11 protein-coding genes are annotated in these 13,112 nt (G+C 45.4%); 8 read left to right on the forward strand and 3 right to left on the reverse strand.

Annotated features, from left to right (window positions below):
* Positions 1 to 19: 19 nt before the first annotated feature.
* The 4 genes from atpG to glmU all read left to right on the forward strand — a co-directional run bounded on the left by atpG (position 20) and on the right by glmU (position 4,277).
* Positions 20 to 886 (forward strand): F0F1 ATP synthase subunit gamma, encoded by an 867-nt coding sequence (gene atpG / locus NB504_RS00990; RefSeq protein WP_013855594.1) that lies wholly within the window; start codon positions 20 to 22, stop codon positions 884 to 886.
* Between the two features lie 34 nt (positions 887 to 920).
* The gene (gene atpD, locus NB504_RS00995; RefSeq protein WP_010319968.1) at positions 921 to 2,324 is read left to right on the forward strand and encodes a F0F1 ATP synthase subunit beta; all 1,404 of its coding nucleotides are present in this window, start codon (positions 921 to 923) and stop codon (positions 2,322 to 2,324) included.
* A gap of 18 nt (positions 2,325 to 2,342) precedes the next feature.
* The gene (locus tag NB504_RS01000) at positions 2,343 to 2,765 is read left to right on the forward strand and encodes a F0F1 ATP synthase subunit epsilon (RefSeq protein WP_013855597.1); all 423 of its coding nucleotides are present in this window, start codon (positions 2,343 to 2,345) and stop codon (positions 2,763 to 2,765) included.
* 150 nt (positions 2,766 to 2,915) lie between these two features.
* A complete protein-coding gene (glmU, locus tag NB504_RS01005) occupies positions 2,916 to 4,277 on the forward strand; it encodes a bifunctional UDP-N-acetylglucosamine diphosphorylase/glucosamine-1-phosphate N-acetyltransferase GlmU (RefSeq protein ID WP_258428090.1) in 1,362 nt (453 codons plus the stop codon).
* Between the two features lie 64 nt (positions 4,278 to 4,341).
* Here the strand turns inward: glmU and punC are convergent, their stop codons facing one another.
* The gene (punC, locus tag NB504_RS01010; protein WP_026027660.1) at positions 4,342 to 5,547 is read right to left on the reverse strand and encodes a purine nucleoside transporter PunC; all 1,206 of its coding nucleotides are present in this window, start codon (positions 5,545 to 5,547) and stop codon (positions 4,342 to 4,344) included.
* Between the two features lie 149 nt (positions 5,548 to 5,696).
* On the opposite strand from punC, the gene punR reads away from it, so the two are divergent.
* A complete protein-coding gene (punR, locus tag NB504_RS01015; RefSeq protein WP_258428091.1) occupies positions 5,697 to 6,602 on the forward strand; it encodes a DNA-binding transcriptional activator PunR in 906 nt (301 codons plus the stop codon).
* Between the two features lie 66 nt (positions 6,603 to 6,668).
* Here punR and fadA read toward each other — a convergent pair whose 3' ends face one another.
* Together fadA and fadB are read right to left on the reverse strand one after the other, a co-directional pair.
* Positions 6,669 to 7,844, reverse strand: a complete 1,176-nt coding sequence (fadA, locus tag NB504_RS01020) for an acetyl-CoA C-acyltransferase FadA (RefSeq protein ID WP_017046375.1) — start codon at positions 7,842 to 7,844, stop codon at positions 6,669 to 6,671.
* Positions 7,845 to 7,858: 14 nt separating this feature from the next.
* Entirely contained in the window at positions 7,859 to 10,030 is a 2,172-nt protein-coding gene (fadB, locus tag NB504_RS01025) for a fatty acid oxidation complex subunit alpha FadB (RefSeq protein ID WP_094124312.1), read from the reverse strand.
* A gap of 218 nt (positions 10,031 to 10,248) precedes the next feature.
* On the opposite strand from fadB, the gene NB504_RS01030 reads away from it, so the two are divergent.
* Genes NB504_RS01030 through hemG form a run of 3 tightly spaced genes read left to right on the forward strand, consistent with a single transcriptional unit; the run spans position 10,249 to position 12,897 of the window.
* Positions 10,249 to 10,872 carry a YigZ family protein gene (locus NB504_RS01030; RefSeq protein ID WP_013855603.1) on the forward strand — a complete coding sequence of 208 codons (624 nt, stop codon included), beginning with the start codon at positions 10,249 to 10,251 and terminating at the stop codon, positions 10,870 to 10,872.
* 30 nt (positions 10,873 to 10,902) lie between these two features.
* A complete protein-coding gene (locus tag NB504_RS01035) occupies positions 10,903 to 12,360 on the forward strand; it encodes a TrkH family potassium uptake protein (protein WP_013855604.1) in 1,458 nt (485 codons plus the stop codon).
* Positions 12,361 to 12,369: 9 nt separating this feature from the next.
* Entirely contained in the window at positions 12,370 to 12,897 is a 528-nt protein-coding gene (gene hemG / locus NB504_RS01040) for a menaquinone-dependent protoporphyrinogen IX dehydrogenase (protein WP_013855605.1), read from the forward strand.
* Positions 12,898 to 13,112: the final 215 nt, after the last annotated feature.

Below are 13,112 nucleotides of genomic sequence, written 5' to 3' on the forward strand. Positions count from 1 at the left end.
CTTAAAAGAGAGTAAAACGATGGCCGGCGCAAAAGAGATACGTAATAAAATCGGTAGTGTTAAAAGCACGCAGAAAATTACGAAAGCGATGGAAATGGTAGCAGCTTCAAAAATGCGTCGTTCGCAAGACGGCATGGAAGCTTCTCGTCCATACGCTGAAACAATGCGTAAAGTGATCGGTCATGTGGCGAGTGCAAATCTAGAATATCGTCATCCTTATCTAGAAGAGCGCGAAGCCAAACGTGTTGGTTACATCATTATTTCAACAGACCGTGGTTTGTGTGGTGGTTTGAACGTGAACTTGTTCAAAAAAGCTCTACATGACATGAAAGATTGGTCGGAGAAAGGTGCTGAGGTTGAGCTGGCAATTGTGGGCTCAAAGGCAACGGCTTTCTTTAGAAACAGTGGCGCTAAAGTCGCTGCTCAAGTCTCTGGTTTGGGCGATAGCCCAACCTTGGAAGATTTGATCGGTTCCGTTGGTGTTATGCTGAAGAAATATGATGCAGGTGAGTTGGATCGCCTATACGTAGTGTTCAACAAATTTGTGAATACTATGGTTCAAGAACCAACGATCGATCAATTACTACCTTTGCCTAGATCGAATAGCGAAGAGATGAAACGCGAACATTCTTGGGATTACATCTATGAGCCTGAACCAAAGCCTCTACTCGATGCACTATTGCTGCGTTATGTAGAGTCTCAGGTTTATCAGGGTGTGGTTGAGAATCTTGCTTGTGAGCAAGCTGCTCGAATGATTGCGATGAAAGCAGCTACCGATAACGCAAGCAACTTGATTGATGATTTACAGCTTGTGTATAACAAAGCCCGTCAGGCGGCGATTACACAAGAACTATCGGAAATCGTTTCTGGTGCAGCAGCGGTTTAAGCTTAGGTAAAACAAACAGTTTAGAGGATTAACGATGGCTACAGGTAAGATCGTACAGATCATCGGTGCGGTAGTCGACGTAGAGTTCCCACAGGGCGAAGTACCAAGTGTTTACGATGCTCTGAATGTTGTGGATTCAAAAGAACGTCTCGTTCTTGAAGTTCAACAGCAGCTTGGCGGTGGCGTGATTCGCGCAATCGTAATGGGTAGCTCTGATGGTTTACGTCGTGGTTTGGTAGTTGAAAATACTGGCGCTCCAATTTCAGTACCAGTAGGTATTAAGACTTTAGGTCGTATCATGAACGTGCTTGGTGATGCGATTGATGAGCGTGGTGAAATCGGTGCGGAAGAGCTTTACTCTATCCACCGTCCAGCTCCAAGCTATGAAGAGCAATCAAACGAAACTGCTCTTCTTGAAACCGGTGTAAAAGTAATCGATTTGGTTTGTCCATTCTCTAAGGGTGGTAAAATCGGTCTATTTGGTGGTGCAGGTGTAGGTAAGACCGTTAACATGATGGAACTTATCAACAACATCGCACTGCAACACTCAGGTCTTTCAGTATTTGCGGGTGTTGGTGAACGTACTCGTGAAGGTAACGATTTCTACTATGAGATGCAGGAAGCCGGTGTTGTAAACATCGAAGAGCCTGAAAAATCAAAAGTAGCGATGGTTTACGGACAGATGAACGAGCCACCAGGCAACCGTCTACGTGTTGCACTGACGGGTTTGACAATGGCAGAACGTTTCCGTGACGAAGGTCGTGACGTACTTCTGTTCATCGATAACATCTACCGTTACACGCTTGCCGGTACGGAAGTATCAGCACTGCTAGGTCGTATGCCTTCAGCGGTAGGTTACCAACCTACTCTTGCAGAAGAAATGGGTGTGCTTCAGGAGCGTATTACGTCAACTAAGCAAGGTTCTATCACGTCTGTACAGGCGGTATATGTACCAGCAGATGACTTGACGGACCCGTCTCCAGCCACAACGTTCGCGCACTTGGATGCAACGGTTGTACTTAACCGTAACATCGCAGCAATGGGCCTATACCCAGCGATCGACCCACTCGATTCAACGTCTCGTCAGCTAGACCCACTCGTCGTAGGTCAAGAGCACTACGACATCGCTCGTGGTGTTCAGCAGACGCTTCAGCGCTACAAAGAGCTGAAAGACATCATTGCGATCTTGGGTATGGACGAGTTGTCTGAATCGGATAAGCAAGTTGTATCACGTGCACGTAAGATTGAACGTTTTCTAACTCAGCCTTATCACGTAGCTGAAGTATTTACAGGTGACCCTGGTGTTTACGTACCTCTAAAAGAGACGCTACGTGGCTTCAAAGGTCTTCTATCTGGTGAATACGATGACATTCCAGAGCAAGCGTTTATGTACTGCGGTACTATCGACGATGCGATTGAGAATGCTAAGAAGCTATAAGGCTAACTAGGAGGCGATATGGCAGCAATAACCTTTCACCTAGACGTCGTCAGTGCAGAGAAGAAAATCTTCTCTGGCCAAGTCGAAACGTTTCAGGTGACCGGTAGCGAAGGTGAACTGGGAATTTTCCATGGTCACACACCGCTGCTGACCGCTATTAAGCCTGGTATGGTGCGTATCGTTAAGCTACACGGCCACGAAGAAATTATTTATGTTTCGGGTGGTATTGTCGAAGTGCAACCGGGTACTGCTACAGTACTGGCTGATACGGCAATTCGTGGTGAAGAACTAGACGCAGCTAAGGCAGAAGAAGCCAAACGCAAAGCTGAAGAGAATATTTCAAATCAGCATGGCGATATGAACTTCGCACAAGCGGCCAGTGAACTGGCTAAAGCCATGGCTCAGTTACGAGTTATCGAGCTGACCAAAAAACGTCGTTAATGTGTTTTATAATTAAGACGTGATGTAAAAAGGCGACCGATAGGTCGCCTTTTTGCTTATTTTTTAACAGAAAATTATTTAGTTAAATTAACTATCTCTTTAATTACCGCTAAAATGCGGCTTAACTTTTTTAACGTCAATAGGTTGTCAATGAAATTTAGCGCAGTGATCCTCGCAGCAGGTAAAGGTACTCGAATGTATTCTAATATGCCTAAAGTGTTGCACACACTGGCGGGTAAGCCAATGGTGAAACACGTAATTGATACGTGCAATAGCTTAGGTGCCCAAAATATCCACTTGGTTTATGGTCATGGTGGTGAGCAAATGCAGCAAGCGCTTGCCGAAGAGTCGGTTAACTGGGTGCTGCAAGCGGATCAACTAGGAACTGGCCATGCCGTTGATCAAGCCTCGCCTCATTTCCAAGACGATGAGAAGATCCTCGTGTTGTACGGTGATGTTCCATTGATCTCGGAAGAAACCGTGGAAAGCTTGTTAGATGCACAGCCTAATGATGGGATAGCCTTGCTGACTGTGGTACTGGATAACCCAACCGGTTATGGCCGTATCGTACGTAAGCATGGCCCAGTTGTGGCGATTGTTGAACAAAAAGATGCCACCGATGAGCAAAAGTTAATTAAAGAGATCAATACGGGCGTGATGGTGGCAACGGGGCGCGATCTCAAGCGCTGGTTGTCAGGCTTAAGTAATGAGAACGCACAAGGCGAATATTATCTGACAGATGTTATTGCTGCAGCGCACAATGAAGGCCGCGCAGTTGAGGCTGTTCATCCTGCCAGCTCTATTGAAGTGGAAGGGGTAAATGATCGCGCTCAACTGGCTCGTTTAGAGCGTGCTTATCAAGCAACACAAGCGAAAAAGCTATTAGAACAAGGTGTGATGCTACGTGATCCTACGCGTTTTGATCTGCGTGGTGAATTACAGTGTGGGATGGATGTTGAGATTGATGCAAACGTCATCATCGAAGGAAATGTCTCTTTGGGTGATAACGTAATTATCGGCATGGGTTGCGTGCTTAAAGATTGCGAAATTGATGACAACACAGTGATCCGACCATACAGTGTCATTGAAGGGGCAACCGTTGCAGAAAACTGTACCGTTGGGCCTTTTACCCGTTTACGTCCTGGTGCTGAACTGCGTAATGATGCGCACGTGGGTAATTTCGTAGAAGTAAAAAATACTCGTTTGGGTGAAGGTTCAAAAGCCAATCACTTAACTTATCTTGGTGATGCCGAAATTGGCCAGCGTGTTAATGTCGGAGCTGGCGTTATCACTTGTAATTACGATGGTGTCAATAAATTCAAAACTACAATTGGTGATGATGTGTTTATCGGTTCAGACAGCCAGTTGATTGCTCCTGTAACGATCGCCAATGGTGCAACGATTGGTGCTGGCACTACGCTAAGCAGTAACGTTGCTGAAGGTGAGTTAGTCATCACTCGCGCGAAAGAGCGCAAAATCAATGGTTGGAAGCGTCCTGTTAAGCGTAGCTAACAAATGAACGATTAAAAAGCCGCTCATCATGAGCGGCTTTTTGTATCAGTTCTTATTAAAAGACTTACTCTTCATCGCTGACTACGCGTGCATTATCTGGTGCGGTGAAGTGTTGAGAAAGTTCGCGGTTCGAGACGATATAACCAATCCATAGCCCGCCCATACAAATCATAATTGCAATACCCGTCACCATTTGTGCTTGGCTGGCCAACGTTGCGACCAATGCGCTGGCTAAACTACTAACGCAGATTTGTAAGCTATTTTGTAAACCCGCTGCAGTGGCTGGGCTTTGTTTAGCACTCGATAGTGCGCGGTTCACCACGATAGGGTAAAGCGCTCCGTTGGCAACTGCTATTAAGCAAAACGGTGCCAAAATTGGCCAAATTGAGGTCAGTTGCCACTGTGATGCAATGAATACTAATAAAGTGGCAACGCTGAAGAGGCCAATCAACTGCTTGAGCACTTTTTCGTCACCAAATTTATTCACTCCCACTTTACCTAAGTAGCCACCAACCATGAAAGCGATCGTTTGAGGAATAAAACTCAAACCGATATCTTTAGCGGCATAACCAAGGCGTGCCATAATCTCTGGCATCCCAGTCAAGTAAGCAAAGAAGGCCGCAGAAGCGCAAGCAAACATCATCACATTACCCAAGTAGGTTTTAGTGCTGAGCAGAGCTTTGATATCTTGCTTAATTGAGGTTTGTTTGGGTTGTGATTGTTCATTTTTTTGAGCAAAAGTACAGGCTACAAGCGCAACGCCCATCAATGTCAATGTCACAAAAATACTGTGCCAACCAAAGTTATCGGCCAGTAAGACGCCTAATTGAGGTGCAAGCGCGGGTGAAAGCGCGACCAAAGGCATAATGGTGGCGAATATTTGCTGGCTTGTTTTAGCTGGGTAGCGTTGAATTACCATTGCTTGCCAGATCACTGCGGGAGCACACACCCCTAAAGCTTGCACAAAGCGCAACGCTAATAATTGCCACACCTGCTCGCTAAAAGCTAAACCAAATGATGCCAACGTGAAGAGAACTAGGCCAGCCGCTAAAGTGTTACGGTGACCATATTTATCGGAAGCTAAGCCCCACACCAGTTGACCTAATGCCATACCGACCAGAAAAACGGTGAGAGACAAGGCTATTTGCTCTGGCCCTGTGGCAAAGTCCATTTCCATCGCTTTAAAGGCAGGGAGGTACATGTCTGTGGCAATGAAGCCAAGCATAGAGAGCGCGGCTAAGTACAGCAACTGTAATTTTGATGCTTTCATTTTTATTACCATTCAAAAAAATTAATCAATATTTGGCCCAGCATTAATCTATGCCAACCTTAATTTATCTACTCATCTATTCTATTTTTCGTTTAATATTAAATGAAACGCTAAATTTGTTGGTTATTAATCAAAAAAATTGAAGGCTTATGTTTTCTAAATCCTCATTAGAAATGCTTGATACTGTCGCACGGTTGGGTAGTTTTACCGCCGCTGCGGAAGTTTTGCATAAAGTGCCGTCAGCGATCAGCTACGGCGTTCGCCAAGTCGAACAAGATTTGGATGTGCTGCTGTTTCGCCGTTTACCTAGAAAGGTGGAACTGACGCCCGCTGGTGAGCTGTTTATGGTGGAGGCTCGCCAATTGCTTAGGCAGATGGAAGAGATTCGTTCACAAACTAAACGCGCGGCGCATGGTTGGCAGAAAACGCTAAAATTGACGCTTGATAACGTAGTCAAACTCGACAAAATGAAACCGCTGGTGGAAGATTTTTATCGCACGTTTGAGTTTGCTGAGCTGCAAATCAACATGGAAGTATTTAATGGCTCATGGGAAGCTATTGCGCAAGGTCGAGCTGACATTGTGATTGGTGCAACCTCTGCGATTCCGGTCGGTGGTGATTTTGAAGTGCGTGACATGGGCGTGTTGGATTGGGCATTTGTGATGTCTCCTCATCACCCTTGTGCTCAAGAGCTCTATTTAAACGAAGATTTTGTCAGTCAGTTCCCGGCGATTTGTTTGGATGACACGTCAAGTGTATTACCCAAGCGACATACGGATCACTACCCGCAGCAACGGCGCTTACTTTTACCGAATTGGTATAGTGCGATTGAATGCTTAAAAAATGAAGTCGGTGTGGGCTACATGCCAAGACACATTGCACAACCTTTGATTGTTGATGGTGGGTTGGTTGAACGGGTTCTCACCGTTGATAAACTGCTTAGTCAATGCTGTTTAGTATGGCGCAAAGATGATAATCATAAATTGATCGAGTGGATGGTAAATTATCTGGGCAGTAGCGATCAACTTTATCGTGATTGGCTTCAAGCTAAATAACCTAATAAGAAGAGCCAGCAGTGCTGGCTCTTAAAAGACTCTTCAGTGAGAAGAAAAACAGAATGGTTATGGGCGCTCAAAAATAGTCGCAATGCCCTGGCCTAAACCAATGCACATCGTTGCTAGACCATATTTGGCGTCTTTCGCTTCCATCAAGTTAATCAATGTGGTTGAGATGCGCGTGCCAGAACACCCGAGAGGATGACCCAGCGCGATCGCCCCTCCGTTTAGGTTAACCTTCTCATCCACTACATCGAGCAAACCGAGATCTTTCGCGCAAGGTAGAGATTGAGCTGCAAACGCTTCGTTTAACTCAATCACATCCATATCTTGCATGGTGAGGCCTGCACGCTGTAGCGCTTTATGAGTAGCCGGAACTGGCCCGTAACCCATAATTGAAGGATCGCAACCAGCGACGGCCATTGATTTCACACGCGCGCGAATCTTTAAGCCAAGCGCATTGGCTTTCTCTTCGCTCATGATCAACATTGCCGATGCGCCATCGGACAGAGCCGATGAGGTGCCTGCTGTTACAGTACCATTGGCTGGGTCAAAAACAGGACGTAACTGTGCTAGCCCCTCAACAGTGGTTTCCGGGCGGATCACTTCATCAAAATCCAGCGTGAACAGAGTACCATCTTCAGCATGAGCCTCGGTGGGAAGGATTTCATTTTTGAAGCGACCTTCAACGGTTGCTGCGTAAGCGCGTTGATGCGAACGAGCGGCAAAGGCATCTTGTTGCTCACGGCTAATGCCGTGCATTTTACCTAACATCTCAGCCGTTAACCCCATCATCCCCGCAGCTTTGGCAACGGTTTTTGACATGCCAGGATGGAAATCAACGCCATGGTTCATCGGTACGTGTCCCATATGCTCAACGCCGCCCACAAGGCAGATTTCAGCATCACCAACCATAATGGCGCGGGTGGCATCATGCAGTGCTTGCATTGATGAACCACATAAACGGTTAACGGTGACGGCACCAATTTCAATCGGCAAGCCAGCCAACAGTGCCGCATTACGCGCGACGTTAAAGCCTTGTTCTAAGGTTTGTTGCACGCAACCCCAGTAGATATCTTCGATCTCTTTTGGGTTGACTTGTGGATTGCGGGCTAAAATGCCTTTCATCAGATGTGCAGATAAATCTTCCGCACGAGTATGACGAAATGCCCCACCTTTTGAACGACCCATCGGGGTGCGTAGGCAATCAACAATTACGACATTTCTCTTATGTGAAGTCATTTGGACATCTCTCCTTAGATAGAACTTGCTTGTTGAGCACCGTAGAAGGTCTCGCCTTTTTCTGCCATATCAAGCAGCAGTTGAGGTACATGATACATCGCGCCCAATGCTTGGTATTGGCTTGCCATTGCAACGTAGTTTTGTAAGCCAAGACTATCGAGATAGCGGAATACGCCGCCTCTAAAAGGAGGGAACCCCAAGCCGTACACCAACGCCATATCCGCTTCTTGGGGTGAGGCGATGATCTTCTCTTCTAAACAGAGTGCCACTTCATTGATCATCGGAATCATCATGCGTTCAATGATGGTTTGATCATCAAAAGTACGTTTATCACCACATTCTACGTTAAGAACAGTGAGAACCTCTTCAGAGAAAGTTTTCTTCGGTTTTCCTTTCTTATCTAAAGTGTATTGATAGAAACCGCTGCCATTTTTCTGGCCATATTTATTGGCGTCAAACAGTGCATCAATAGCATCGCGGCCCTGTTTACCCATACGTTCAGGGAAACCTTGTGCCATTACAGCTTGTGCATGGTGAGCGGTATCAATACCGACCACATCTAGAAGATAAGCTGGGCCCATTGGCCAACCAAACTTACGCTCCATCACTTTATCGATTTGCGTGAAATCAGCGCCATCGCGCAGTAATAAACTAAAGCCACCAAAGTAAGGGAAAAGTACGCGGTTTACGAAGAACCCAGGGCAGTCATTGACCACGATGGGGGATTTACCCATTTTGGCCGCGTAAGCGACAACTCGATTGATGGTTTCATCGGAAGTGTGTTCACCACGAATAATTTCCACCAATGGCATACGATGTACTGGGTTAAAAAAGTGCATACCACAGAAGTTTTCTGGACGTTTGAGTGATTTGGCCAGTAGGTTGATTGGAATGGTTGAGGTGTTCGAGGTGATAACCGCATCCTCACCAACATTGGCTTCGACTTCACTTAGTACCGCGGCTTTGATTTTCGGGTTTTCAACCACAGCTTCAACAATCACATCCGCTTGCTCAATCCCCGCATAATGCAGGCTAGGCGTAATCGATGCCAGCACACTGGCCATTTTAAAACCATCAATTTTTCCGCGCTCTAGCTGCTTGTTAAGTAACTTAGATGCCTCGGTCATACCTAAATTAAGGGATGATTGAGCAATATCTTTCATCAAAACAGGCACGCCTTTTACTGCCGATTGATAAGCAATGCCGCCGCCCATGATCCCCGCACCAAGTACCGCCGCTCGTCCGGTTTCTTTATTGGCTGATTTAGCCGCTTTTTTTGCCAGTGCTTTAATATATTGGTCGTTGAGGAATAAACCGACCAAGGATTTAGCCGCTTCAGAATGAGCGAGCTTAACGAAGTGTTTACGCTCAATGGCCAATGCTTCATCACGGCTACAGCGCGCGGCTTCTTCTATTGCAATAACAGCGGTTATTGGCGCTGGATAATGAGGTCCGGCATGCTGTGCAACCAAGCCTTTGGCCATGGTGAAGCTCATCATGGCTTCTAATTTGCTGAGTGTCAGCGCGGACATTTTTTGCTGGCGACGCATTTTCCAATCAACGGTTTCATTGATGGCCGATGTGATGGTTTTGAGTGCTGACTCAAGCAGTTTGTCGCTATCAACAATCGCATCGAGCAGCCCAATTTTAAGGGCTTCTTCAGCACGACATGCTTTGCCTTGAGTGATCACTTCCATAGCATTGTCGGCACCAATTACACGAGGCAGACGCACACAGCCACCGAACCCCGGCATAATACCAAGCTTTGTTTCCGGTAATCCTATGCTGGTGGTCGCGTCACCAATACGGAAATCGGTAGCGAGTACACACTCACATCCACCGCCTAGCGCGTGCCCTGTTAAAGCGGCTAGTGTCGGAACGGGTAGATCTTCTAGTTTGTTGAAAATGCTATTGGCAAATTGCAGCCATTGGTCGAGTTCTTGCGCAGGTTTAGCAAAGAGACCTAAAAACTCAGTGATATCAGCCCCGACAATAAAAGATTCTTTATCGGAAGTAAGAATAAGGCCTTTCAGTCCTTGGTGGGCTTTTAGGGCATCAAGTGCATGGTTGAGCGATTCAAGAGTGGCAAGGTCAAGTTTGTTCACTGACTCCTTGGAGCAGAAACGCAACTCCGCAATACCATCTTGTAATTCCTTTACCTGTAGGGTGTTGGCTTGGTAAATCATTGTCTATCTCCGTGACATACAACCTTAAGATCGTGTGTGAGAGTTTTTGTTGTATTAATGGTTCTGGTTTGACCAGTCGGTTTAGTTTGACCTGAGGATTGTTTAATTTCAATACATTTTTTAAACAACTGTTTAACATTGAGTGCGAATGGAGATCAGCGCTGCTTTTTTAAGTGCACGTGTTACACTCTTGCCATCCGCTCGATCTATGATTTCACATGAACGAACAACCTTATTTAATTCCAGCGCTGCCCACCCAATTTGAAGAGGAAATCAAAAAAAGCCTCTTTATTACCTATTTGGCCCATACTCCGAGTGTAGATGCTGCCAAAGCCTTCGTTGCGCAAATAAAGACAAAACATAGCGACGCCAGACATAACTGCTGGGGCTTTGTTGCCGGACGACCGGAAGATTCGATGTTGTGGGGTTTTAGTGATGATGGTGAGCCATCAGGGACGGCGGGCAAACCGATATTGGCGCAGCTAGCCGGATCGAGTGTCGGGGAGTTAACGGCCGTCGTCACTCGTTATTATGGTGGGATTCGTCTTGGCACTGGTGGGTTAGTTAAAGCTTATGGTGGCGGAGTACAACAAGCACTCAAGCAGCTTCAAACTATTGAGAAAAAAATCACCACAAAATTATCCCTAACGTTAGACTACGGTTTTGTGCCGATTGCTCAATCCATCATCGCGCAGTATGAAGCATTAGAAGTCGAAGCCGATTATAAAGAACAGGTTAAATTTCTTGTTGAGATAGAATTGCGCCATCTTGATGCCTTTACTCAAACTATCATTAATAAAAGCGGTGCAAAAGCTGTAGTGACCGCCATAAAAAATAATTAGGAAGTCAGAAGCTTCGCTTCAGAAAAAGCAATGCAAATTCGATCTATTATTCGTATCGTCGGGCTTTTGCTCGCGCTATTTAGTGTCTCTATGCTTGCCCCTGCGCTGGTGGCTTTGCTGTACCGCGATGGTGCAGGTGTACCTTTTGTCACGACCTTTTTTGTATTGTTGATGTGTGGCGGTTTTTTTTGGTTTCCAAACCGCCGCTATCGACATGAATTGAAAGCCAGAGACGGTTTTTTGATCGTTGTACTGTTTTGGACGGTTATCGGTAGTGCGGGTTCATTACCATTTTGGTTAGCGGATAACCCTAATGTATCGGTGACGGATGCGTTTTTTGAATCATTTTCAGCATTAACCACCACCGGAGCAACCGTCATTGTTGGGTTAGATGAATTACCTAAAGCGATTTTGTTCTATCGGCAGTTTTTACAATGGTTTGGTGGGATGGGGATCATCGTTCTAGCGGTGGCCATTTTGCCAGTATTGGGAATTGGGGGAATGCAGTTATATCGGGCGGAGATCCCGGGCCCGGTCAAAGATACTAAAGTTACTCCAAGAATCGCCGAAACTGCCAAAGCACTTTGGTACATCTATTTAAGCTTAACGATTGCTTGCGCAACGGCTTTTTGGGCGGCGGGGATGACCCTATTTGATGCGATTTGCCATAGCTTCTCTACGATCGCTATTGGTGGATTTTCGACTCATGATGCAAGCATGGGGTATTTTGATAGCTATGCAATCAATTTAATTACGGTTATTTTTTTGCTCATTTCGGCCTGTAATTTTACGCTCCACTACGCGGCGTTTGCGACAGGTGGTGTTCATCCAAAATATTATCTTAAAGATCCAGAGTTTAGAGCTTTCGCTCTTATACAAGTCATTTTGTTTGCGGTTTGCTTTTCGATTTTACTCAAACACCATTCTTACGACTCTTTTTATGACGCTTTTGATCAGGCGCTATTTCAAACGGTATCCATTTCGACGACGGCAGGCTTTACCACTACCGGTTTTGCAGATTGGCCGTTATTCTTACCTGTATTATTGCTGTTTTCTTCATTTATAGGTGGGTGTGCTGGCTCTACGGGCGGTGGCATGAAAGTGATCCGTATCTTATTGCTTACCTTACAAGGTGCTCGTGAGATGAAACGCCTTATCCACCCAAGAGCCGTGTATACGATTAAGGTGGGCGGAAGTGCTCTTTCACAGCGAGTTGTTGACGCGGTTTGGGGATTTTTCTCAGCGTACGCACTGGTCTTCGTGGCGTGTATGTTGGCATTGATCGCAACAGGAATGGATGAACTGAGTGCATTTTCTGCCGTCGCTGCAACATTGAATAACTTAGGGCCTGGATTGGGTCAAGTCTCCGTACACTTTGCGGATGTTAATGACAGTGCAAAATGGGTATTGGTTGTTTCGATGCTCTTTGGTCGCTTAGAAATTTTTACACTATTAATACTGCTTACCCCTACGTTTTGGCGCAGTTAAGGATATCCCGTGCAAAAAGCTCTTTTTCTCTATTCTTCCCGTGAAGGTCAAACCAAGAAAATTCTTAACTATATAAAAGAGGAACTTTCTGAGTTTGATTGCGAACTTGCCGATTTACATCAAATTGAGGATATTGATTTAGCTCTTTACGATCGAGTCTTAATTGGTGCTTCTATTCGCTACGGACATTTAAATAAAAAGCTTTATCAATTTATAGAAAAACATGCCGAGCAATTAGCACTCGCTAAAGCGGCGTTCTTTTGTGTCAACTTAACTGCAAGAAAAGAAGCGCAGGGTAAAGATACTCCAGAAGGAAGTGTCTATATTAAAACCTTTCTCAGTAAATCAGCATGGCAACCCAAGCTAATCGGAGTTTTCGCTGGTGCTCTTTACTATCCACGTTATCACTTTTTCGATAAGGTGATGATTCGTTTCATCATGTCATTGACTGGCGGTGAAACTGATACCTCAAAAGAAGTTGAATACACAAACTGGCAAAAAGTATCTCTTTTTAGTGATAACTTTAAAAAATTGTAAATAAAAAGTCGATTTTTAGCGTCTTTTGGCTTTTTTCTGTTCGAACAAATAGAAAATCAAAAAAAACAGCAAAAAGGGGTTGCCAATGTGACGGCGATCTCTATAATGCCGCCTCACTGACACGGCACAGCCAGTAAGGGTTCAAGCCCAACGAGCAGCCAATCAGTAGGTCAAATCGGTAAGACGAAATAATTTAATAAAGTGTTTGACACTTT

Origin of the sequence: Vibrio sp. RM-69-4 (genome assembly GCF_024743775.1) — a bacterium.
GTDB classification, from domain to species: Bacteria; Pseudomonadota; Gammaproteobacteria; order Enterobacterales; family Vibrionaceae; genus Vibrio; species Vibrio anguillarum.

What these genes read in the sequence shown, in the direction of transcription:
- NB504_RS01030 (WP_013855603.1), top strand. Translation starts at nt 10,249, where the DNA reads ATGAACGAACAACCTTATTTAATTCCAGCGCTGCCCACCCAATTTGAA.
- punC (WP_026027660.1), bottom strand. Translation starts at nt 5,547, where the DNA reads ATGAAAGCATCAAAATTACAGTTGCTGTACTTAGCCGCGCTCTCTATG.
- glmU (WP_258428090.1), top strand. Translation starts at nt 2,916, where the DNA reads ATGAAATTTAGCGCAGTGATCCTCGCAGCAGGTAAAGGTACTCGAATG.
- punR (WP_258428091.1), top strand. Translation starts at nt 5,697, where the DNA reads ATGTTTTCTAAATCCTCATTAGAAATGCTTGATACTGTCGCACGGTTG.
- NB504_RS01000 (WP_013855597.1), top strand. Translation starts at nt 2,343, where the DNA reads ATGGCAGCAATAACCTTTCACCTAGACGTCGTCAGTGCAGAGAAGAAA.
- atpG (WP_013855594.1), top strand. Translation starts at nt 20, where the DNA reads ATGGCCGGCGCAAAAGAGATACGTAATAAAATCGGTAGTGTTAAAAGC.
- fadB (WP_094124312.1), bottom strand. Translation starts at nt 10,030, where the DNA reads ATGATTTACCAAGCCAACACCCTACAGGTAAAGGAATTACAAGATGGT.
- fadA (WP_017046375.1), bottom strand. Translation starts at nt 7,844, where the DNA reads ATGACTTCACATAAGAGAAATGTCGTAATTGTTGATTGCCTACGCACC.
- NB504_RS01035 (WP_013855604.1), top strand. Translation starts at nt 10,903, where the DNA reads ATGCAAATTCGATCTATTATTCGTATCGTCGGGCTTTTGCTCGCGCTA.
- atpD (WP_010319968.1), top strand. Translation starts at nt 921, where the DNA reads ATGGCTACAGGTAAGATCGTACAGATCATCGGTGCGGTAGTCGACGTA.